The sequence below is a fragment of the Chryseobacterium sp. JAH genome, assembly GCF_001507335.1.
In the GTDB taxonomy this organism is placed as follows: domain Bacteria; phylum Bacteroidota; class Bacteroidia; order Flavobacteriales; family Weeksellaceae; genus Chryseobacterium.
Genome location: NZ_LMAH01000002.1, coordinates 647,340 through 671,451, shown reverse-complemented (window position 1 = coordinate 671,451; position 24,112 = coordinate 647,340). Strand labels below are relative to the sequence as shown.

Sequence of the window (24,112 nt, the reverse complement as noted above, 5' to 3'; positions counted from 1 at the left end):
ATAATTTTTATTTAAATTTTATCCGTGCAACTGTGTCCAGATAGCATCTTTTAGTTCCATCAAACCTTCGCCGGTAACTCCTGAGAAGAATAATGGTTTCCGGTGCTCTGGAAATTCTGCTGATATTTCTCTTTTCAGTTCATCATCCAGAAGATCGGCTTTTGAAACAGAAATAACGAAATCCTTATCCAATAATTCTGGGTTGTATTCTTTCAATTCATTCTCCAGAATTTTAAATTCCTGGAAGTGATGTTCAGAATCTGCCGGAATTAAAAACAATAAGATTGAATTTCTTTCTATATGTCTTAAGAATCGATGTCCCAAACCTTTCCCTTCTGCAGCTCCTTCGATAATTCCGGGGATATCTGCCATCACAAAAGATTTGTAGTTTCTGTAGTCTACAATTCCCAAATTGGGTGTTAACGTTGTAAAAGCGTAGTTAGCAATTTTAGGTCTTGCTGCCGAAACAGAAGCCAAAAGGGTAGACTTTCCTGCGTTAGGGAAACCTACCAAACCTACATCAGCTAAGATTTTAAGTTCAAAAATAATGTACCCTTCCTGTCCGTCCATTCCTGGTTGGGCATAACGTGGAGTCTGGTGGGTTGATGATTTGAAATGCTCATTTCCCTTTCCACCTTTTCCACCTTCCATCAGGATGATTTCCTGACCGTGCTCTAAAATTTCACCTACAATTTCGCCATCCTCATTTTTAGCAATCGTACCTACAGGAACTTCGATGTACGTGTCTTCTCCGTATGCTCCGGTTAACTGGTTCTTTGCTCCGTTTTGTCCGCGTTCTGCTTTCACGTGACGCGTGTAACGAAGTGGAAGTAAAGTCCATTCCTGTGAATTCCCCTTCATGATAATGTGACCGCCACGGCCACCATCTCCACCATCAGGACCACCTTTGGGAATATATTTTTCACGGCGAAGATGGGCAGAACCTGCGCCACCATGACCGCTTTTACAATGAATCTTTACGTAATCTACAAAATTTGACATTTTTTACAATTATGAGTTATGAGTTATGAATTATGAGAATGAATTGTATTAATTTATAACTCATCACTCACAACTTTAAACTATTTTATTTTTTCTACTTCAGCGAAAAGCATTTCAGAAATCTGGTCGATTTCACCAACACCGTTGATCTCTACATATTTTCCTTGTTGTTTGTAAAGCTCGGCAACTTCTGCTGTTTTTGCATAGTATTCTTTAATTCTATTTTCTATAATTTCCACATTGCTGTCGTCGGTTCTGCCACTTGTTTCACCTCTTTTCAACAATCTTTCCACTAAAATTTTATCTTCAACAATTAGTGAAAGACAAACATCAATTTCGTCATTCAACTCATCTTTTACGATTTTTTCCAAAGCTTCTGTCTGTACAGCTGTTCTTGGATATCCGTCGAAAATAAATCCTGCAGCATCAGTCGGCTTTCTTAATTCATCAATCAGCATATCAATCGTCACCTGATCAGGAACCAATTCTCCTTTGTCGATGTAAGATTTTGCCAATTTCCCAAGTTCAGTATCATTTTTCATGTTGAATCTGAAAAGATCACCTGTTGAGATTTGTTTTAAATTAAATTTCTCGATCAGATTTTGAGCTTGAGTCCCTTTTCCACTTCCTGGAGGGCCAAACAGAACAATGTTTATCATAATAGTGAAGTGCTTTTGGCAATGGGCGGTCGGCTTCCTGCCTTTAGCTATATTTAGTTATTATTAAATTTATTTCTTTTTAATTTTTTAAGCTAAAAGCAATCAGCAAATAGCCAAAAGCCGTTTTAATGGTTGATCGTTCCTTCTTCCAACTGATATAAATTCGGAAGGTTTCTCCCCAACTCATCATAATCAAGACCGTAGCCCAAAACAAATTTGTTTGGAATTTCTTTCCCGATATAATCTAATTTGAAATCTTTCTTGTACACTTCAGGCTTTAATAAGAATGAAGCAATTTTTACAGATTTAGGACGCTGTGTTTCGTTAAAATATTTAAATAAACTTTCCACAGTATTTCCTGTATCCACAATATCTTCTACCAAGATGATATGACGGTCTTTTACGTCCTTCGTCAGTTCCATTTTCTGGTAAACGATGCCGGTAGATTCTGTTCCTGAGTAAGAACTCATCTGGATAAATGCAATTTCGCATTCTCCCGGATAATGCTTTAGAAGATCAGAGAAAAACATAATCACTCCGTTCAAAACACCAATGAAAACAGGAACTTCATCCTTGTAATCTTCATAAATTTTTAAAGCCGTAGCTTTTACGATTTCCTGAATTTCGGCGTCCTCTAAATAAGGGACAAAAGTTTTGTCGTGAACTTGAATACTTTCCATAAAATTTTAGTAGGCGGCAAAGTTACGGAATTTTGATGAAAGTTTTTTGTGAGGTCTGTCAGGTTTGTGAAACTTGTTTTATAAAAGAAATTGTTGAAATTTTTACGAATTCGGATTCCCCTCCGCTGGAGGGGTGGAGAAAATTTCAAAGAAATTTTTGACGGGGTGGCTTTTATGCTTATAGCTATTCAAGAAGATTTAAAAGTTATTTTTTATGGTAGAATTTTTAGAGAACAGAATTTATTTTTAGTGAAAGATTTTAAACCTTGAATTTTTTCTCCTTTTGTTTCAAGACAAAAGGAGAAATCTCTATCTTTGCAATACAAAACCCAAACAACCCGCATGTAGAATTTAATTTCTTTCATATTTAATCAACAATAATCTAAAAAGTTATTGAAGTTTAACCTTAATAAATAAAGAAGTTATGTTTTTTCTACACGATACATCCTTTGGGTTTCCTTCGGGGAATCTGCTTTTTAATTCTATCAACTTAACGATACCTACTCACTCAAAATCTGCTTTGGTCGGAAGCAACGGCACAGGAAAATCAACTCTGCTGAAAATAATTGCTAACGAAATTGAACCTTTGGAAGGCAACGTCAATATTCAGGGTGATCTGTTCTATATTCCGCAGATGTTCGGAAATTTTAATGATCTGACCATTGCGCAATGTTTAAAAATTGATAAAAAACTAAATGCCCTTCAAAAAATTACGAGTGGGGAAGTGGATGAAATCTATTTTGAAATTTTAAATGAGGATTGGGGTATTGAAGAACGCTGTCAGATCGCTTTGCAACATTGGAAACTAGAAAATTTAGATTTAAATCAAACCTTAGAAAGCTTGAGTGGTGGACAAAAAACAAAAGTTTTTCTTGCCGGAATTGAAATCAATCAGCCGGAAATTATTTTATTGGACGAACCTACCAATCATCTCGATTTGCAAGGAAGAAATCTATTGTACGATTTTATCGAGAAGACGAATTCAACGGTTGTCATCGTCAGCCACGACCGTGCATTGCTGAATCTAGTGGATACGATTTTTGAACTGAGTAATCAGGGAATTTCGACCTACGGTGGAAATTATGATTTTTATGCCGAACAAAAAGAAATTGAAAATGAAGCGTTGCAAAACGATATTCATTCGAAAGAAAGGGCGCTGAAAAAAGCTAGAGAAAAGGAAAAAGAGACGATCGAACGAAAGCAAAAACTTGATGCACGGGGAAAAGGAAAGCAGGAAAAATCTGGGGTGGCGAGAATTATGATGAATACGCTGCGCAATAATGCCGAGAAAAATTCTTCGAAATTGAAAAGTATTCACGCTGAAAAAATCAATGATATTTCCGGTGACTTGCGGGATTTGCGTTCGTCTGTGAGAAATTCGGGTCAGATGAAAGTGAATTTTAATGATTCGAATATGCATTCGGGGAAGATTTTGATTTCGGCAGAGGAAATTAATTTTAAATATGATAAAGAAAATCTTTGGAAGGACAATCTCAATCTTGAAATCCGCAGCGGTGACAGAATTTCAATTAAAGGTTTGAACGGTTCAGGAAAAACGACGTTGATTAAATTGTTGTTAGGAGATTTACAACCTTCTGCAGGGAAAATTTCTAAATCAGATTTTCAGACTATTTATATTGATCAGGAATATTCTCTGATTGACAGAAATGCGACAGTTTATGATTTTGCCCAACAGTTCAATGACAATGCGATGCCGGAATCGGAAGTGAAAACACTATTATCAAGATTTTTATTCGGAAAGGAAAGTTGGGATAAAATAGGTGATGTTCTGAGTGGCGGAGAACGCCTGCGACTTTTGCTTTGCGGACTTTCCATCAGCAATAAAGCGCCCGATATGATTATTCTCGATGAACCGACAAATAATTTAGACCTTCAAAATGTGGAAATTCTCACAAATTCAATTAAACATTATCATGGAACTTTAGTGGTGATTTCGCATGATGGGGTGTTTGTGGGGGAGATTGGGGTGGTGAGTGAGGTTTTTTTAGAGTAAGAAATATCCATAATGTTTGTCATTCCGCAGGAATCTCAATTGTTGAAAGGTTTCTGCGGAATGGTATTTAATTTTTTAATGACCATTTCAGATATTTATAAGCACAGTAATATTCAATATCATTATGTAAGTTTACTTCCATATAGTTTAATTCAGCTAAAACGTCACCATTATTACATTTAGATTTTAAAAGAGAACTGAAAAATTCAAAATCATGAAAATTTCTTTTTGTAGAAAGTTTGCCTAACTCATAATGATAAGTAACCTCACTTTTATTTTGATTTGAACTTTTTGTTATTGTAATTATTGGTGATTCTATTTCTGAAAAATCACTTTCTTTTTTACCTGTGAATAAATCAATATCATCCTTAGTGCAGAAAATATATTCTTTTAAACTTGAATAAAAATTTTCAATAAAATACTTATATCTTTCATGGTCATGAGTTTTAGAATAGATGACTTTTAATGACTCAACATCATAAATAAAATCTGATTCTAAAAATTTTTCAAAATAAGCTGAAATTATTTTAAGAAGAGTTTCAAAGTCTTGAACTAAAATATTTTTTTCTAAGGCTTCTATTTGTTTTTTGAATCTTAATAATATAACTTCTAGTTTCCTAATTATTAAGTTGAAATTTGTATCTAGAAAGTTAATATGACGTTTTATAACATCATCAATTTTAATATTGATTTTCTCAAAACTATAATTATTATCTATATGATATCTTAAATATTCGATTTCGTCATCCTTAGAATGGTAACTAAATAATGTTGATGAAATAAATTTACCATTGATTTTCCTAATCGGATGACCTACAAGTTCATTTCTTATTTCTCTATTTTTAGAATAGTTAATATCTTTTTTTAAATAACTTTTATTTTTTTTACAATTAAAAATATAAAGTAATTCTTCTACAAAATCTTGTTGTACATATATTGCTTGTAAAAAACTTATATAAAAGGAAAATTTTGTTGAATTTCCTGAATTTTTTGGAACATCGGAAATTAAAGAGAATGTGTCATGGAAATAGCCTAGAATATCACCAAAATAATTTGTTTTAATTTCATCAGTAAACCTTATTTTACTGTTACAAAATTTATATCCTAAAATGAAATTATTCCAAATCTCAGCTATCTTATGTAATTTTTCGATCGTGTTATTTTCCATCTAATTTACATTAGGCTAAATATAAACGATTTTATTAAAATTAAAGTCACCAAAAATAAAATCCACCGCAAATTTGCCCACCCAATTTTTTAAAAGTAATTTTGTACGAATCTAAAATAAAAGTAAAATATGTCAACTTACGTAGTTGTAGGTCTTCAGTATGGAGATGAAGGTAAAGGAAAAATCACTGATGTTTTATCGGCAAAATCTGATTACGTTGTACGTTTCCAGGGCGGAGACAACGCAGGTCACACGGTTTATGTGGGTGAAGAGAAATTTGTTTTGCACCTTCTTCCTTCAGGAGTTTTGCAGTGTAAAGGGAAATGTATCATTGCCAATGGCGTAGTGGTAAATCCTAAATCTTTCATTAAAGAGGTGAGCCAGATCGAAAGCAAAGGCTTGAGAACAGATCACATCTTTATCAGCAGAAGAGCGCATGTCATCATGCCTTACCACATTCTTTTGGATACTTACCGTGAGGAAGAGCACGGAGGAACTCAGATCGGAACCACCAAAAAAGGAATCGGACCTTGCTATGAAGATAAAATCGCAAGAATCGGTATCAGAATGGTAGACCTTTTGAATCCTGAGATTTTAAGAGATAAAATTGAGAAAAACTTAAAAGTTAAAAACTCTCTTTTCGAAAAATATTATGGAAAACCGACTTTAGACGTTGAAGAAATTTACAACGAATATTTAGAAATCGGAAAACAGCTTCAGGAAAGAATTGTTGATACTGAGTTGGAGCTTAACGAAGCAATCAGAGACGGTAAAAACGTATTGTTCGAAGGAGCGCAGGCTTTGATGTTGGATATCGACTTCGGAACGTATCCTTACGTGACTTCATCTTCTCCGTCAACTGGAGGAGTTTGTACAGGAGCGGGTGTTCCACCAACTTCACTTCAGAATTTGATAGGTGTTGCCAAAGCATATTGCACAAGAGTAGGAAACGGACCTTTCCCTTCTGAACTGGACAATGAGTTAGGAGAAAGCATCAGACAGATCGGTGGTGAGTTTGGAGCGACTACAGGAAGACCAAGAAGAACAGGTTGGTTAGACTTAGTTTCTTTGAAGCACGCTTGTATGATCAACGGAATCAATAACTTAGTAATCACTAAATTAGACGTTCTTACAGGAATAGAAAACCTAAAAATCGTTACGCATTACAAAACTGAAGACGGAAAAATCATCGATTATTTCACTTCTTCGACAGAAAAATTGTACAACTACGAGCCAATTTATAAAGATTTACCGGGTTGGAATGAAGATTTAACCAAAGTAAGAAGCTACGACGAACTTCCTGACACAGCTCAGAAATACATTGAGTTCATCGAAGAGTACTTAGGAATCAATGTTTATTTAGTTTCTGTGGGCCCTGAAAGAAGTCAGAACATCATCAGAAAAGAATTATTTTAAATAACAATAGTTTCTACATACAATCAAAATCCTGCGAAAGCGGGATTTTTTTGGTTAAAAGTGTTGGATACTTTAGGACTTTATTTGTAAATCTTATTGATTTACAATACACAATAATATTTTAAATAACTGAGTAGAGTCTATTCGCAAATATTTATTACTCTCCTGGAAAAGCAGGCTTAAAAAAATCCCTCAGGAAATTTTCCTGAGGGATTCAATTTAATATGAAGAAACTAATTACTTAAATATTAGATTCCAGCCCATCCTGCAGCCCATGTTGGTGTTGCAGTACCACTTCCAGCTCCTGTTGCAGTAGCATCTTCTGTGTAAGTGTTTGGTAATAAAGTAGCAGCTGCACTTCCTGTAGTTGCTTTTACAGAGGCCTTTGTTGTTACGTTGTCAAATTTCACTTTTGTGATTTTGTTCTGACCATTGAAGTAAGTTACAGACTGATCGTGTTCTACGTTGATACCTGTAGTCCAGTTTGACAAAACAACGTTATCGATTGATGCGTAAGTACCTTCTCTTAATTTTAATCCGTCAGCTTCACCTGAAGTAGCACCAATAAATGTTGCATTTTTAATAGTAGGGTTTGATCTTGGGTTAGCATCTTTGTTATCAGCATTGTTATCAGCTTCAATACCTCTGTTACCTACACCAGTTGTTCTTCTTTTAGTATAAATATTGGTTGCAGTTCCATTCCATCCTTCTGTCCAGTCAAAAGCATCATCTTCATTTCCTACAGAAATAATGTTTGATACATTCACTGTTCCACCAAAGAACTCAATACCGTCATCCGTTCCATTGATCATAGATACGTTATCGATTGTTGTTCCGCTACCTACTCCGAAAAGAGAAAGTCCGTTAAATTCTTTAGTACCAGTATATACTGCTCCTGCGTATTCGATTCTTACAAACTTTAATGATCCTGAGTTATCATTAGAAACAGTACCACCATAAATTGCTTCTCCTACTTCTGAAGTAGCAGTAGATCCTCTATTGATTGGCGCTTTTCCGCAGATTACCAAACCTCCCCAGCTTCCCGGTGTCGGAGCAGGAGCTGTTAACACAACTGGAGATGTAGCTGTACCATTTGCAAAGATTTTACCATCTTGCTCTACTAAGATATAAGCAGAAGTACCTCCGTTAGCTTCAATTCTTGTTCCTGCAGGAATTATTAATGTACCTCCAGCTTTTACTTTTAGAGCACCTGTAAGTTTGTATAACTTTGTTGCATCTAAAGTTACTGTTTCTCCAGACTTGATTTCGCCCTTGAAATTGTTAGGGTCTGAAGCAGCACCAGATCCTGGGTTTGTGATAATCAGTTCTTCATCATCACTATCGCTACAAGAGTGAAATACTACAGCTGTTGTCGACATAATGAATGCAGCAGCTAATAATTTTAAAGTGTTCTTTTTCATTTTATAATATTTTTATAATTTATTTTCAGTAATTTAAAATTCGTAAGAAACGCTAGCACCTATACCAGCTCCTCTTTTATATTTTCTAGAAATTTGTTCGCCTACACTGTTGTCCTGAACTCTAGTGAAATAGGGATTAAGCAAGTTTCTTCCATTTACAGAGAAGCCCATTCCGTTGGCTAATTTAATTTTGACAGTTGCATCTAGCGTACTGAATGCCTTGTCTACCAAATTGCCTTTTTCTAAAGTACCAATAGCATATACATTATCAGAGATATAAGAGTAAGAGACTACAAAATCCATCGTATTTTTGTTTCCCCATTTTTGCTCAATACCCAAGTTGGCATTAGCTAAAAATTCTGAAGCTCCTTGTATTTTATCTTTATCTGAATTAAAGTTTACGCTAAACTTACTGTTTCGGTTTTCTCGTATTACTTTTTGATCATCAAGATCCTGTTCTGTATTTAGATATGTTCCGTTTAAGAAGGTATAAAGTCTTGTTTTACCAGAATCATAGATATCTTTTCTTACTTCTGCTTCCAAACCAAAAACTCTACCTTTGTCTCCAACATTAATAAATGAAACTGAGTTTGAAGACGAAGCAATTACTACTCTTGCTAAAGGATTTTCGATAAGTTTACCAAAAGCGGTAACTGAGATCAGTTCGTTTTTCTTCGGGAACCATTCCCATTTCAAATCAACATTGTAATTGTCTGCAAGATAAGCGTCTCTGTTACCAATACTTGATTCATCTATATCTTCATATTCAAAAGGAGCAACCTCCAATAGTAATGGCGTAGTATATGTTTTTGAACCTGCTAATCTTAAATTGTGTTTGTCATTCAGACTATATTTTAAGTTGAATGCCGGTAAAATTTTAGAATAATCTTTATTGACTTTTCCTCCATCTGCAAATAGAGCGGTGTTGTAAATGATTTCTTGTTTCAGGTTATCGTAACGTACTCCTACCTGTGCGGTTAGTTTTTCAGAGAATTTATAATCCACGTTCAAATATCCCGCGTTGTTCATGATTTCTGAAGTGAAATACTGAGGTACGAAGGCATTTTCATTAGATTTTATATCACCTCTAAACGTAACAATATCAAAGAATCCCCCCGCTTGGTAATTGGCATTGTTAAAGAAAGAATCATAATTGTTGGGGTCTACAAAATAAGAGCCTTGTACAGGTAGAATCCTGAAGTTATATTGAGTTGCTTTAAAATCACTATCCTTGTATCTTCCGCTATAGCCTAGAGTAATTTTAGCTTTCTCACCAAGTTTGTAGTCGGCATGTAAATCTCCTACATAATCATTTTCTAATAACCTATCATAATATCTGTTGTTAGCACCTGGGTTAGAGCTTGCAAAGAAACTGGTATTATTAAGTTTATCATAAATTGTTACATTTTGCTGTCTATCAGGTCTTCTACTGTCAAGTCTGTTAAAACCAATGTTCCAACTTATTTTTAGTGGTTCGGTGATTGTGTGCTCGCCCCTAAGTTGATTTACTAGTAAGTCATTGGTTCTGTATGTCGCACGTCTTAATTGCGTAACATATCGATCCTGAGATACATCCACATCATAATAATCTCTGTTGTATCCGTTATAGTTACCAAGTTTTTGCTCAGTAGTGTGGATGTAATTTGAAGACAGATTGATATTGTGGTTAGAATTAATTTTATAATTGATATTTACTAGACCTGTAGTATTGGTGGTATATTTAAATTCTTCAGAATTGTCATAGATTTTATTAGGCCCCTTTGCAGTATCAAATGAACCACCGGTGTTTCCCTGGAAATAATCGTAGCTGTTATCAAATCCTCCAAATCCGAAAATGCTTAATTTGCCTTGTTCTCCAATCTTAAAATTAGTTCCAAAATCAAAACTTAATGCAGAGTTAAAAGGATTGTTTATTTCCTGATTTTTTAAAGAAGTGGTGAAAACATATCCTCTATTTAATACAGCATTTTTAGATGGTTTCTTCAAAATTTCCGAGCCAAAATAGTTTGGTCCGTCTTGTAAGAAATAATTATTCTTCTGAATTGCGTTGAAGTTTACAGAAGATCCTAAATTAACCTTGAAGTAAGGTTTTCCTGTGTATACTTTTGTTACTATATCAACGTTAGCTCCAGACATATCTCCCCAAAGTTTCGGGTTGTATACTTTTTCTAATCCTACAAAATCAATCATATCGGTTTTAATGATGCTTAAATCGATATTTTTGAATAAAGGATCGTTTGAAGGAACCTGAAGTCCGTTAATTGTTGTTGAGTTGTTACGGTCACCAAGACCACGGATGAAGATTTGTCCGCTACCTTCCTGTTTTTGTGAACCTGTTGCTTTAGTTACTGCAACCGAGACATCACCTACACCTTGTTTTTCAAGCTGTACAGAACCTACTCTTTCTATCACTTCAACAGATTTTCTCTGTACGCTGATGATGTTTGCTTCACCTCCTTTTTTAGTGGTACCTTGAATTACAACACCTTCAATTTTTTTTTCGTTCTTTACAGTGTCGTTTTTTTCTTGAGCGTAAAATAAAGTTCCGGAAGTTGTAAGGAACAATACAGCGATACTCAGTTTTCTAAAATTCATTTCTTTTTTACTAATTACTTTCGGTGCAAAGGAATAAAACAAATGGGTTGGAAATGGTTTAGTTAGTTTTAAATATTTCTTAACTAAACATTACGAAATGTCCTGTAATATTAAGTTTATGTGAATGAAAACTAATTATCAATCGTGTTGCTTAAATTTTGTTAACTTTGAATTGTAAAAAATGAAAATGAACCAAAAAAAGATTCTATTAATTGATGATGAACTGGATATTCTCGAAATTCTTTCATACAATTTAGAAAAAGAAGGCTACGATGTGACCACCGCTACAAACGGAAACGAAGGTATAGAGAAAGCCAAAGAAATTATCCCTGACCTTATCTTATTAGATGTCATGATGCCTGAAAAAGATGGTATCGAAACTTGTCAGGAACTACGTAAAGTAAAAGAACTTCAAAAAAGTTTGATCGTTTTTCTTTCTGCACGAAGTGAAGAATTTTCTCAGTTGGCAGGTTTTCAGGCAGGTGCTAATGATTATATCGTAAAGCTTATTAAACCGAAAATCTTAATCTCAAAAGTAAACGCTTTATTACAGCTGACTTCTCAGGTGTCTGATAATGCAAAATTAATTGAGGTAGGAGATTTGGTAATAGATAAGGATAACTTTAGAGTTTCAAAAAGCGGACAGCAGTTTTTACTTCCCAAAAAAGAATTTGACCTTCTATATCTTTTAGCTTCAAACACTGAGAAAGTATTCAAAAGAGAAGAAATTTTAGAAAGAGTTTGGGGAAATGATGTTATCGTAGGTGAAAGAACAATTGACGTGCACATCAGAAGACTAAGAGAAAAATTAGGAATCAACACCATTCAGACCTTAAAAGGAATAGGATATAAACTCATTGTTTAATTCAAAAATTCCTATCTTTAACTTATAACCCTTAAAATATTTGTAAAATTGAGATTTTACAGACTTAGTTTTATCTCATCATGTCTTTTGACATTGGTGATGCTTGTTTTAGTAATCATTTTTGATACACTTAATGAAAAGTACGATAAGAATTCTTTTTTTAAAATCGGCTTTATATTATGTGTATTAATTATGTTTGTGGTTAATTATGTGGTTCTCGAATTGCTTTTCAGTTACTACGCCAAAAAACAGGTAAGAAATATTTCCAAAATTTTACCGGAAGAGATCATCTATGATAATCAGGAAAACATCACTTTAAAAGAATTGGGTGAAAGGTTTTCCGATTTTAACCAGCAGAAAGTCACCGAGATGGAAGTGATGAAGAAAATGGAAAGTTATCGTAAAGAGTATATCGGAAATGTTTCTCATGAGCTCAAAACTCCGCTTTTTTCCATCCAGGGATATGTAGAAACCTTGAGTGAAGGTGGTGTAGATAATCTTAATATAAGAGATAAATATCTTGAAAGAATCGGTATTTCTGTAGAAAGACTGATTGCAATCGTTAATGATCTAGATATGATTAACAGACTGGAAGCCGGAGAAATCAACCTTACCGTTTCAAAATTTGATGTTAATATTTTAGTGAAAGAAATTTTCGATCTTCTCGATTTGGAAGCTGAGAAAAACAATACCGTTTTGCAACTGCAGACGTTACACAGCCAGATTTTTGTAGAAGCCGACAAACAAAAAATTTCCCAGGTTTTTATTAACCTTATTTCAAATGCAATACATTATGCTAACAGACAGGAAGCTAAAGTGGTTGTTAAAACAAGTATTCTCAGAAATAAAGTGCTCATCGAAGTGATAGACAATGGAATGGGAATTAAAGAAGAACTTCTCCCAAGGATCTTCGAGCGTTTTTACCGCGTAGAAACCAGCCGAAGCCGCAGACAGGGCGGTTCAGGTCTTGGATTGGCAATCGTGAAGCATATATTAGAAGCTCATAACGAAAACATTACCGTAGAAAGTGTATATCTTGAAGGTACTAAATTCAGCTTTATGCTAGAAAAAAGCAAATAATGCGTGTAAAATGTAAGCAAAAAAAAATTCTAAAAATTCATTAAATATTCTTTTCTAAAATCTCATTTATTATATATTTGCAACAGAAATTGATCAATAGAAATAAGGTAAAAATAGAAATTGGAATAGTGATATGGTTTACAAAATCCGTGTAATATTAGATACAAAAGAAGATATTTTCCGTGATGTTGAAATAAAAGGAAAACAAACCCTGTGGAACCTTCATTTAGGAATCAAAAGTGCATTTAACCTCAGTGGTGATGAGCTTTCTACGTTTAATCTCCTTGAAGAAGATGGTACCATTGTGAAGAGTGTTCCTTTGGAAGATATGAGTGATGAAGGTGATGGCGAGATTATGTCAGACGTTTACATCGATGAAGCATTTGAAACTGCAGGTGATAAAGCACAGTTTCAGTACGGTTTACTTGACCTTTGGGAGTTTTTCTGCGAATTGGTAGAGGTGGTTGACGAAACAAAAGGGGTTAATTATCCGATTACCGTTTTCAGATTTGGTAATGCTCCTTTAAAAGCTCCAAGCAAAAGCGGGGCTGGTTCAAAAAATAAAAAATCAGCAATGCCTTTAATAGATGATGACTTTGGTTTTGATGATGATTTTGGTGGAGGAAACAGTTTTGCAGATGAAGATGATGACAGTTTTGATGATGAAGACGACGATTACAACGATGATGTTTTCGATGACGAAGATGACAGCGACGATGACAGAATTTAAAATAATATAGCCCTGAATATAAAAGTTTCAGGGCTTTTTTTTTGAAAATAATATAAAAGTCTCCGAGCGATCCAACGTTCTAAGGAGCTATTTCGCGTCATCCACTCTTACTCCTTGCGCCATTGCCATAGCCCCTTGTTGGTGCGGGGTAACCGTTTCTACCGGGGCTAGGATTAAGACTCTCTAATATATGGTTTGCATAAGAAAAAATAAGCCACAGCGGCAAATTTCCCAGTTACAGTTCCGTTTTACATCTTCAAATTCCTATTTTTGTTAAAACAAAGCATATGAGGAAAGCAATTTTACTCGCAACTGCCGGTCTGGGACTTCTCTCCTGTACCACTAAAAACATTAAAAAGAATATGGATTTACCTACAGAATGGAAACATACCACTAATATTTATGAAGTCAACCTAAGGCAATATACTGATGAAGGAACTTTTAAAGCATTCGAGAAAGAAATGCCACGCCTTAAAAATATGGGTGTAAAAACTCTTTGGTTTATGCCTGTTACACCTATTGCCCAACTCAACAAAAAAGGTAGTTTGGGAAGTCAGTATGCTGCATCAGATTATACTTCCATTAATCCGGAATTCGGAACCATGAACGAATTTAAACATATGGTGAATGAAGCGCACCGTTTAGGTTTTAAAGTCATAATCGACTGGGTGGCCAATCATACGGGCTGGGATCATGTTTGGACAAAAACGCATTCTGAGTTTTACTTGAAAGATCCTGACGGAAGTTTCCACAAAGCTTCCGGAATGGATGATATCATCGAACTGGATTACAAAAATAAGGAGATGAGAACAGCTATGATAGAGGCCATGAAATTTTGGGTGGAAGAAACCAATATCGATGGTTTTAGATGTGATTTAGCTTCATGGGTAGAAGTGGATTTTTGGATTGAGGCAAGACCTGAAGTTGAAAAACTGAAGCCTCTTTTCTTTATAGGAGAATACGATGAGCTCGAAAATCCTGATTATGGTAAAGTTTTCGATGCAAGCTATTCATGGAAATGGATGCACAAATCTGCTGATTACTACAAAAAAAATGAACCAATAACAGAGCTTACAGATTTGCTTAAAAAATATTCTGCAATAGGAGATTCGTCCATGAGAGCTTGGTTTACTACCAATCATGATGAAAATTCATGGAATGGGACAGAGTTTGAGAAATACGGTGATATCACAAAACCCATGGCCGTATTCTCTGCAACCTGGAACGGAATTCCGCTTTTATATTCAGGTCAGGAACTTCCAAACATGAAGAGATTAGAGTTTTTCGAAAAAGATGTCATCGGCTGGAACGGCAAGTATGAAATGGCAGATTTCTATCAAACTTTATTAAATTTAAAATCATCAAATCCGGCACTGCGAGGAGGAGATTCTGCAGTTTCAACTTTTCTTCTTAACACAACTGCTAATGATAAAATCTTGGCGTATGTAAGAAAAAATGGAAATGATGAGGTTTTAGTTGTTTTAAATTTTTCAAAAGAACCCGTCAATTTTAGCATTCAGGATGATAATGTAAATGGAAACTTTACAAATGTGTTTGATAAAACAAAACGAGATTTCAGGGAAGGAAAAGATTTTAATTTTAAAGTTGGTGATTTTGCTGTTTTTGAAAAATAAGATATAAATTACCCTTGAATATTTTAATATCAATAGGAGCGGACTTTAGTCCGCTTTCATTTTAAGAAGTAAAAATGGGTTTACCCAAAATTTAATGTTTCAAACTGCTTCATTAAGCATCGTTTACATTTTGTATTTAATTATAAAAAATCAAAGATCAGTTTCAAAATGAATAAAAAGGAAATACTACAGGCTCTTAAGGATAAAATTTCAGCAAAAATTCTTGTTTTTGAAAATTTAATTGCGGAAACACGCGCTTCTAGTAATGATACTAAAAGTTCAATGGGTGACAAATACGAAACAGGTCGTGAAATGTTGCAGCAGGAAATCAACAACGTACAAAGGCAATTGAACGAAACGTTGAATCAGCAGGATTTTCTAAAAAAGATAAATACGGAAACATGTGACAAAGTACAGAACGGAGCTTTGGTGAAGTTAAAAAATGGTTTTTTCTATATTTCCGTTTCTGCAGGAGAGATTGTGGTAGAGAATATGAAAATAATGACTATCTCGAGTGAATCTCCTTTATCAAAAGCAATGTTTGGCAAGAAAATAGCTGAAATATTTGTCATCAATAATGTCACTCAAATCATTGAAGAAATCAGTTAAAATATGATACATCTTAGAAACTTTCTGCCTTTTTTATTTGTGATTGTTCATTCTTTGGCTTTTGCGCAGATTAAAGCAAATATTTCAGCACAGAATTATGAGTTACAATCTGTAGATCTATTGGTTGAAGATGTACTTGTCAAAATAAATCAGGATGGAGAGATTTCAGGCTTTCAAAATGGCTACTTTGATGGAGAGGTCGACTATTATGATGATGCAAATTTTGATGCTTACCGATTTGGGAAGCTAAAAAAAATTGGTCATTTAAAAATTGACTATTGGGACACTTTAGATAAGAGTGATTTGAAATACGGTAAGATTAAAAATATTGGAACTGTTGAGATAGAATATTACGATAGTTTTGAAAGAGAAAAATCAGGTAAAGTAAAGAAAATTGGAAATCTGCAGATTGATTATTGGGACAGGGATGTGATTGATAACAGCAGGTTGGGGAAATTGAAATCAATAGATCATCTCAGAATCGATTATGGTCTTAAAGACATCATAGATTCAAGTAAATATAGAAAATTGATCAAATTCGGTTCCGTTAATTTGGAGTATTGGAATGATAAAGTTTTTGATAAAGAAAAGTATGGAAAGCTTAAATTAATTAAAGGAAACACAAAAGATGTTTCTGTCAACTTAGTATGGTAACCGGAAAATTTAAGAAAAATTTATCATTGCTTCGTATTGAATCTTAATCTGATTATCGTAAATTTAGATAGATTTAAATACAAATAATAAAATTTTATCCATATGGGAATTTTAGACAATAAAGTGGCTCTCGTAACAGGAGCCGGATCAGGAATCGGGTTGGCAATTGCTCAATCATATGCTAAAGAGGGAGCAAAAGTAATTGTTTCAGATATCAATGAGGAGCACGGAAAGCAAGCAGTAGAAAAAATTAGAGGTGAAGGCGGTGAAGCATCTTTCGTAAAGGCAGATACCTCAAATGCAGAACAAGTGGAGGCGCTTGTAAAATCAACAGTGGAAATTTATGGAAGACTGGATATTGCTTGTAACAACGCAGGAATTAGCGGCGAACAAAAACTTACCGGTGAGTATGGTTTAGACAGCTGGAGAAAAGTGTTAAGTGTCAATTTAGACGGAGTTTTCTATGGCTGTAAATATCAGTTAGAACAAATGGAAAAAAACGACGGCGGAGTGATCGTCAATATTGCATCGATCCATGGAACGGTGGCAGCGCCACTTTCTTCAGCTTACACTGCGGCAAAACATGCGGTGGTAGGTTTGACTAAAAATATCGGAGCAGAATATGGACAGAAAAACATTCGTTGTAATGCGGTAGGACCTGCTTACATCGAAACTCCTTTGTTGGAAAGTGTAAGTGGCGATGTGAAAGAAGCTTTGGTTGCAAAACATCCGATGGGAAGATTGGGAACGTCGCAGGAAGTAGCAGAATTGGTACTGTTTTTAAGTTCAGAAAAATCATCATTTATGACAGGCGGTTACTATCTTGTTGATGGAGGTTATACTGCGGTTTAATAGATTTTATTTAAAAAAGCGATACGAAGCATTCATTAAAATGAATGCTTTTTTTAATTCATTTTTGGATTAGAATCTTTAAATTTGAACTCTCAAAAAACTGTGGAATGCAAAATTATTTAAATCTTCTAAAACATATCAAAGAAAACGGAACCGATAAAACCGACCGTACCGGAACCGGAACGAGAAGTGTTTTCGGGTATCAACTGAGATATGATTTGTCTGAAGGTTTTCCGATGGTGACAACCAAAAAAGTGCATTTAAAATCAATTATTTACGAATTGCTCTGGTTTTTAAAAGGCGATACCAACGTAAAATATCTGAATGACAACGGCGTGAGCATTTGGGATGAATGGGCGGATGAAAATGGAGATTTAGGTCCGGTTTATGGTGCTCAGTGGAGAAGCTGGAACGGAGCAGACCATAAAGTTGTTGATCAGATTTCAGAAGTGATTGACCAGATTAAAAAAAATCCGGATTCACGAAGATTGATTGTCTCTGCATGGAACGTTGCTGAGATTCCAAATATGGCTTTGGCGCCTTGCCACGCATTATTTCAGTTTTATGTTGCTGACGGAAAATTGTCTTTACAATTGTATCAGAGAAGTGCTGATGTGTTTTTAGGAGTTCCTTTTAATATTGCGAGTTATGCGTTATTGTTAATGATGATGGCGCAGGTTTGTGATCTCGAGGTGGGAGATTATGTTCATAGTTTTGGTGATGTTCATATTTACAATAATCATTTTGAGCAAGTCGACAGACAGCTTTCAAGAGATCCAAGACCGCTTCCGACAATGAAATTAAATCCTGAGATTAAAGATATTTTCGATTTTAATTTTGAAGATTTTAACTTAGAAAACTATGATCCGCATCCAGGAATTAAAGCGCCTGTAGCAATTTAAAACTTAATGAAACAAAATATAAAAGTGAAGCCTAAAAACTTCACTTTTTTTGTAACTAATTGTGAGTTTTAGCAACTTATCAGTAAATATCCATTATGATTAAAAAGGTTTGTTTTTTAGTTGCGGTAAGTGTTTCATCATTTGCATTTTCTCAAAATAATGTCAGAGAAAAATTAAGTAATTATTTTGATTCTTTACATGTTCATCACAAAGTAATGGGAAGTTTTGCTTTCGCAGATAATGATCAGACTTCGTTCATCAAAGTTGTCGGATTTTCAGATGTTGAAAAGCTGCAGAAAGCGAATATGAATACACAATATCGTGTTGGCTCTATTTCGAAAACTTTTACTGCGGTGTTGGTGATGAAAGCGGTTGAGGATAAAAAATTGGCTATAAGTACAAAACTGTCTCAGTTCTTTCCTGAAATAGAAAATGCCGAAAAGATCACCATCGAAAATCTTCTGCAACACAGAACCGGAATTCACAATCTTACGGATGAAGCAGAGTATCTGCAGTACAATACTCAGACGAAAACAGAAAAAGATTTAGTCGGAATTATTAAGAAATACAAAAGTGATTTTAATCCCGGAATTAAATTCGAATACAGCAATTCAAACTATATTCTTTTAGGCTTTATTTTAGAAAAGGTATATAAAAAATCTTACGCTGAATTAATTAAAGATAAAATAGCAAAACCTTTGAAACTGACTTTAACAGAGGTTGGCGGTAAAATAGATGCTTCAAAAAATCAGGCTAAATCTTATACTTATCGAAACGGAACTTATCATTTATCTACGGAAACTGATATGAGTATTCCGGGTGGTGCAGGAAATATCATTTCAACTCCAACAGAGCTCCTGAAATTTATTCTAGGCCTGGAACATGGAAAGCTAATTACGAAAGAAAGCCTGAAACAAATGAAAAATTTTTCAGATAATTATGGATACGGATTGGTGAAAGTTCCTTTCAATCAATATTCAGGCTACGGACATAACGGCGGAATTGATGAATTCAAATCTTTTCTCTATTATTTTCCTGATTTGAAAGTTGCGGTGGGTTCTTTGACCAATCAGTCAGATTATGATAACAACCAGATTGCGATTAATATGTTGAAAATTGCCAGCGGACAGGATTTTCAAATTCCTAATTTTAAATCATTCGCTGTTTCTGAAGTGGAACTTCAGCAGTTTGTCGGAATATATTCTGCTGCAAATATTCCTGTTAAATTTGATATTTTCATAAAAGATAAGACTTTAATGGCTCAGGCGACAGGGCAAAGTGCATTTCCATTGGAAGCCACTTCAAAAAATAGCTTTAAATTTGATATGGCTGGAATTGTTGTCAATTTTGATCCGTCAAAAAAGCAGTTTAGAATCATTCAAGGTGGAATAGAAACCATATTCACTAAAGAATAATCTTATGAAATATCTAAAAGTAAATACCGAAGAAAAAGCTGATCTCGAATTGCTTCAAAATGCAATTCATCAACTGAAAGGTGTAAGTTCAGTAGAAATCATTGATGATGAAAATCCTGAAAGCGAACTGAAAAAAGCTTTTGCAAAGACCAAAGAACAGCTTAAAAAAGGCGACTACGAGACTTTGGTCAACGATATTTTCGAGATCATAACAAAAAATAATACAAAAAAATAAGAATAAAGAAATGAAAAAAGTCATTTTATCGATTGCAATATTGGGATCTTTGTTTTCCGGAAATATATCTGCACAAACTGAAACCTCAGGCAGAGAAAAAGTCTACAGAGCGACATCTGCAAAAGTTACAGAACTTAAACATACCAAACTAAAAGTCAATTTCGACTATCAGAAAGAGCAGATGAACGGGGAAGAATGGTTAACAGCCTCTCCGTATTTCTACGCAACCAATGAGTTGATTTTGGACGCAAAAGGAATGTTGATTCATGAAGTGGCTTTAGATGTAAACGGAAAAAAATCTCCTTTAAAATTTGATTATAAAAATGATGTTTTAAAAATTACTTTAGATAAAACCTATCAAAAAAATCAGGATTATACAGTTTACATTAAATACACTGCTCGTCCGAACGAAGTGAAGCAGGAAGGAAGCATGGCCATCAGTGATGCAAAAGGTCTTTATTTTATCAATGCACAAGGTCAGGATCCTGATAAGCCAACCCAAATCTGGACACAGGGAGAGACTGAATCTTCGTCAGCATGGTTTCCTACCATTGATAAATCAATCCAGAAAACAACTCAGGAAATCTACATGACGGTTCCTGATAAATATGTGACCCTTTCAAACGGTCTGCTAAAAGATTCTCAAAAAGAGTCTAACGGCTTAAGAACAGATCATTGGGTAATGGATAAAAGACACTCTACCTATCTTTTCTTCATGGGAGTTGGTGAATATGCGGTTGTAAAAGATAAATGGAAAAATATTGCTGTTGATTATTACATCGAGAAAGAATATGAGCCATACGCAAAACAGATTTATGGTAATACTCCTGAAATGATTGAGTTTTTCTCAAAAAAATTGGGTTACGACTATCCATGGTCAAAATATGCTCAGATTTCTGGTAGAGACTATGTAAGTGGCGCCATGGAAAACACCACAGCAACGCTTCATGGAAGTGATATTCTACAAAAACCGGGACAGCTAGTCGATGAGAATAAATGGGAAGACACCATTGCTCACGAATTATTTCACCACTGGTTCGGTGATTTGGTGACTGCAGAAAGCTGGAGTAATTTAACGGTTAATGAATCTTTTGCGAACTATTCAGAATATCTTTGGAATGAGTATAAGTATGGGAAGGATCAGGCAGACTATCATCAGATGGAAGATGTAGGTCACTATATTCACAATCCTGCAGATTTCAAAAAAGATCTTGTTAGATTTGATTATGCTTCACGTGAAGATGTTTTCGATTTGGTGACGTATCAGAAAGGAGGAGGAATTCTTCATATGCTGAGAAATTACTTAGGCGACGAAGCTTTTTTTGCCGGAATGAATGATTATTTGAAGACTTACGAGTACAAAAATGCTGAAGCTCATCAGTTAAGATTATCATTTGAAAAAGTTTCGGGTAGGGATTTAAACTGGTTCTTCAATCAGTGGTATTTCGGTAGCGGACATCCAAAATTGAATTATTCTTATACTTTCGAACCTGTAAAAAAACAGGTAACTGTTATTGTCAATCAGTCTCAGGAATTGCCTTTTGAGTTTCCTTTGACCATCGATGTTTATGACAACGGAAAACCAAAAAGACAACAGGTCTGGGTAAATGCAGCGGCAAAAAATACATTCAGCTTTGATGTTTCAAAAAATCCGGATTTAATTAATATCAATGCAGACGGAATATTGGTTGCGGACATCACTGAAACAAAAACTCCTGAGCAAAATCTGATGCAGTTTACAGGATCTAAAGAATTTAAAAGCAGATATAACGCTTTAAATGCAATTAAAGATCAGGTAGGAAAAAATCCTGCAGCGACGAAATTATTATCGGCAGCTTTGAAGGATCCTTATTTCAGAGTGAGAGAGAGAGCGTTGGAATTGATGGATTTATCGAATGCTGAACAATTGAAAGCATTAGGAACTGAGGTTGAAAAATTAGCATCAAATGATCCTAAAACATTAGTTCAGGGAGCAGCAATTGCGGCATTAGCAAAAACGAAAGATAAAAAATATCTTCCTATTTTTGAGAAAGGGGTCAATGCAGTATCAAACTCTGTAAGAGGAAATGCTGTAGCGGCGGCGTTAGATGTTGATCCATCAAAAGCAAACACTTTAGCGGATAAAATAGATTTAAACGGTGCTTCAGAAGATTTATTAAGTAAAATGCTTCCGATTATTGTTAAAAATAAAGTAACGTCTCAAATGTCAAATATTGCTTCACTTGTAGCATTTTATCCATTCATTAAATTCCAGAATCCGGAACTGGGAAAATCTGCAGAAGAAGGATACAATTGGATTATGACTTCTGATAATCTGAAAGCAACAGAAAGTATTACCAAAATTTTAGGTCAGGCAAAAGGTCAGATGGGAGACAATCCTCAGGTGAAAATGATGATTACACAGATGCTAAAAGATGGTTTAGCTAAAAAGATGGAACTTCTAAAACAGAATCCTCAAAAGGCCTCCAGCATCAATCCTCAGATTGACGCGATCAACAAAGCTATTGAAAATTTCAAATAGTAAATCGACATATTTTTTTATAAGCATCTCTAAATTGGAGATGCTTTTTTGTTTGAACATTTAGTAATTCCTGATTAAAAAAAATTGTGGTTTTAGCTGAGTGAAATCAAAAGATTCGATGAAGTCAAACGTCTTTGCGAACTTAAAAACATTCAGTAATTAAAAAAATATTAGCAGACTTTGCGTTAAAAATAATTTTGGTACAAACACAAACTAATAAAATTAATAAATCATCAAAAATTTAGACGATAATGAAGTTTTTTTTGCGTTATCTTTTATAAATTCGTTTTAAAATTAGAAGATTATGAGTTTTGGAATTGAGGCAGCGAGTTACTATGTGCCATCTTTGTATTTGGAAATTAAAGACTTAGCAGAAAAAAGAGGAATAGAACCGGCAAAACTGGAAAAGGGTTTAGGCTTACATAAAATGGGCCTTCCTGATGTTCACGAAGATGCAGCAACTTTTGCAGCAGAAGCTTTATTAAAATTGATCAAAGACTATGAAATCAATCCAAAAGACATTTCAAGAATTTATTTAGGAACAGAAAGTGCAATCGATGCCGCAAAACCTACTGCTTCCTATGCAATGCAAATGGTGGAAAAGGTTTTGGAAGCTGAGTTTGGCGAAAGGTGCTTCAGAAATTGCGATGTAGTTGATTTGACTTTCGCCTGTGTTGGTGCAGTTGATGCTCTTCACAATTCATTAGATTTTGTCAGAGTAAATCCTGATAAAAAAGCTGTGGTTATCGCAAGCGATTATGCAAAATACGAATTGGCTTCTTCTGGTGAATATACTCAAGGTGGAGGAGCTGTTTCTCTGCTAATTTCTGCAAAACCTGATTTACTTGAAATAGAAAACAATTGGGGAGTTGCCACAGAAAGTGTTTTTGATTTCTTTAAACCGAGACGTCATTTCAAAAAAGAAGATTTAACAAATGCTTCAGAAAATTTTCCCGATAAAATCGAAATTTTCACAGACGAGCCGGTTTTTGATGGCCAGTATTCTAATCAGTGTTATCAGGACAGAATCAGAGAAGCATATGAACACTATAAAGAAGATTCAGGTAAAGAAAAACCCTATCAAAACTGGAAATATTTAATCTTCCATCTTCCTTACGCATTCCATGGAAAGAGAGTTTTTACTGAAATTTACAGCTTAGAAAACGGACTTTCCTACTCGAATCCTGAAGAACAGAAAGCGGTAGCAAAATCTGAAGATTATCTGAAATTTATCAGTGAAAAGATCGAAAAAACACAGCGTGCATCTTCTGAGATCGGAAATATGTATACCGCTTCGATTTTTATGGCTTTACTTTCAGGACTACAGACTTCTTTTAATGAAAATGAAGAATTGGCTGGACAGGAAATAGGATTTTTAGGGTACGGAAGCGGTTCAAAATCTAAAGTTTTTGCCGGAAAAGTTTCTGATAATTGGAAAAATGTTGTCACAAAATGGAATTTATTTGAAAATTTGAATGAACGTTTAGCTATTGACTTTGATACGTATGAAAAACTTCACAGAAAAAAGCTTGAACATTCTGTAAATCCTGAATACAGTGGTTTTGGATTAGAGTCTGTCGAACATGAAAATCCTGTCTTATTAGGAGCAAGATATTACGGTTTTAAAGAATAAATAATTACAGGAAGCATCTCAATGAGG

General features: G+C 34.6%; 20 protein-coding genes. 14 read left to right on the top strand and 6 right to left on the bottom strand.

Going from position 1 to position 24,112, the window contains the following annotated elements; all coding sequences use genetic code 11:
- Positions 1-18 precede the first annotated feature (18 nt).
- The 3 genes from obgE to hpt all read right to left on the bottom strand — a co-directional run bounded on the left by obgE (position 19) and on the right by hpt (position 2,341).
- Positions 19-1,002, bottom strand: a complete 984-nt coding sequence (obgE, locus tag AR685_RS06685) for a GTPase ObgE (RefSeq protein ID WP_047442492.1) — start codon at positions 1,000-1,002, stop codon at positions 19-21.
- An 80-nt stretch (positions 1,003-1,082) separates the two neighbouring features.
- Positions 1,083-1,661 carry an adenylate kinase gene (locus AR685_RS06680; RefSeq protein ID WP_047442493.1) on the bottom strand — a complete coding sequence of 193 codons (579 nt, stop codon included), beginning with the start codon at positions 1,659-1,661 and terminating at the stop codon, positions 1,083-1,085.
- A gap of 125 nt (positions 1,662-1,786) precedes the next feature.
- Complete coding sequence (gene hpt, locus AR685_RS06675) at positions 1,787-2,341, bottom strand: hypoxanthine phosphoribosyltransferase (protein ID WP_047442494.1); 555 nt, start codon at positions 2,339-2,341, stop codon at positions 1,787-1,789.
- 424 nt (positions 2,342-2,765) lie between these two features.
- On the opposite strand from hpt, the gene AR685_RS06670 reads away from it, so the two are divergent.
- On the top strand, positions 2,766-4,355 hold the full coding sequence (locus tag AR685_RS06670; RefSeq protein ID WP_059124090.1) for an ABC-F family ATP-binding cassette domain-containing protein: 1,590 nt from the start codon (positions 2,766-2,768) through the stop codon (positions 4,353-4,355).
- Between the two features lie 67 nt (positions 4,356-4,422).
- On the opposite strand, the gene AR685_RS06665 is transcribed toward AR685_RS06670, so the two are convergent.
- Positions 4,423-5,523 (bottom strand): hypothetical protein, encoded by a 1,101-nt coding sequence (locus tag AR685_RS06665; protein WP_047442496.1) that lies wholly within the window; start codon positions 5,521-5,523, stop codon positions 4,423-4,425.
- Between the two features lie 129 nt (positions 5,524-5,652).
- On the opposite strand from AR685_RS06665, the gene AR685_RS06660 reads away from it, so the two are divergent.
- Positions 5,653-6,939: an adenylosuccinate synthase gene (locus tag AR685_RS06660; RefSeq protein ID WP_047442497.1), complete on the top strand. Its 1,287-nt coding sequence runs from the start codon at positions 5,653-5,655 to the stop codon at positions 6,937-6,939.
- Between the two features lie 248 nt (positions 6,940-7,187).
- On the opposite strand, the gene AR685_RS06655 is transcribed toward AR685_RS06660, so the two are convergent.
- Both AR685_RS06655 and AR685_RS06650 read right to left on the bottom strand, forming a co-directional pair.
- On the bottom strand, positions 7,188-8,360 hold the full coding sequence (locus AR685_RS06655; protein WP_047442498.1) for a hypothetical protein: 1,173 nt from the start codon (positions 8,358-8,360) through the stop codon (positions 7,188-7,190).
- 33 nt (positions 8,361-8,393) lie between these two features.
- Entirely contained in the window at positions 8,394-10,955 is a 2,562-nt protein-coding gene (locus AR685_RS06650) for a TonB-dependent receptor domain-containing protein (protein WP_059124089.1), read from the bottom strand.
- A gap of 187 nt (positions 10,956-11,142) precedes the next feature.
- Between AR685_RS06650 and AR685_RS06645 the strand changes: the two genes are divergently transcribed.
- From AR685_RS06645 to AR685_RS06590, 12 genes are all read left to right on the top strand, one after another.
- The gene (locus tag AR685_RS06645; protein WP_047443018.1) at positions 11,143-11,820 is read left to right on the top strand and encodes a response regulator; all 678 of its coding nucleotides are present in this window, start codon (positions 11,143-11,145) and stop codon (positions 11,818-11,820) included.
- A 99-nt stretch (positions 11,821-11,919) separates the two neighbouring features.
- The gene (locus AR685_RS06640) at positions 11,920-12,900 is read left to right on the top strand and encodes a sensor histidine kinase (RefSeq protein ID WP_410492911.1); all 981 of its coding nucleotides are present in this window, start codon (positions 11,920-11,922) and stop codon (positions 12,898-12,900) included.
- A 133-nt stretch (positions 12,901-13,033) separates the two neighbouring features.
- The gene (locus AR685_RS06635; protein WP_047442500.1) at positions 13,034-13,630 is read left to right on the top strand and encodes an IS1096 element passenger TnpR family protein; all 597 of its coding nucleotides are present in this window, start codon (positions 13,034-13,036) and stop codon (positions 13,628-13,630) included.
- A 287-nt stretch (positions 13,631-13,917) separates the two neighbouring features.
- Positions 13,918-15,264 (top strand): alpha-amylase family glycosyl hydrolase, encoded by a 1,347-nt coding sequence (locus tag AR685_RS06630; RefSeq protein WP_059124088.1) that lies wholly within the window; start codon positions 13,918-13,920, stop codon positions 15,262-15,264.
- 168 nt (positions 15,265-15,432) lie between these two features.
- Positions 15,433-15,873, top strand: a complete 441-nt coding sequence (locus AR685_RS06625) for a hypothetical protein (protein WP_059124087.1) — start codon at positions 15,433-15,435, stop codon at positions 15,871-15,873.
- Between the two features lie 3 nt (positions 15,874-15,876).
- Positions 15,877-16,527, top strand: a complete 651-nt coding sequence (locus AR685_RS06620) for a hypothetical protein (protein ID WP_059124086.1) — start codon at positions 15,877-15,879, stop codon at positions 16,525-16,527.
- 102 nt (positions 16,528-16,629) lie between these two features.
- Positions 16,630-17,379, top strand: coding sequence for an SDR family NAD(P)-dependent oxidoreductase (locus tag AR685_RS06615; RefSeq protein WP_059124085.1), 750 nt, complete (start codon positions 16,630-16,632; stop codon positions 17,377-17,379).
- Positions 17,380-17,486: 107 nt separating this feature from the next.
- Positions 17,487-18,281 (top strand): thymidylate synthase, encoded by a 795-nt coding sequence (locus tag AR685_RS06610; protein ID WP_059124154.1) that lies wholly within the window; start codon positions 17,487-17,489, stop codon positions 18,279-18,281.
- A gap of 95 nt (positions 18,282-18,376) precedes the next feature.
- On the top strand, positions 18,377-19,696 hold the full coding sequence (locus AR685_RS06605) for a serine hydrolase domain-containing protein (protein WP_059124084.1): 1,320 nt from the start codon (positions 18,377-18,379) through the stop codon (positions 19,694-19,696).
- 4 nt (positions 19,697-19,700) lie between these two features.
- A complete protein-coding gene (locus AR685_RS06600) occupies positions 19,701-19,931 on the top strand; it encodes a hypothetical protein (RefSeq protein ID WP_059124083.1) in 231 nt (76 codons plus the stop codon).
- A gap of 10 nt (positions 19,932-19,941) precedes the next feature.
- Positions 19,942-22,452 carry a M1 family metallopeptidase gene (locus tag AR685_RS06595; protein WP_059124082.1) on the top strand — a complete coding sequence of 837 codons (2,511 nt, stop codon included), beginning with the start codon at positions 19,942-19,944 and terminating at the stop codon, positions 22,450-22,452.
- Between the two features lie 304 nt (positions 22,453-22,756).
- A complete protein-coding gene (locus AR685_RS06590; protein ID WP_059124081.1) occupies positions 22,757-24,085 on the top strand; it encodes a hydroxymethylglutaryl-CoA synthase family protein in 1,329 nt (442 codons plus the stop codon).
- The last annotated feature ends 27 nt before the right edge of the window (positions 24,086-24,112 follow it).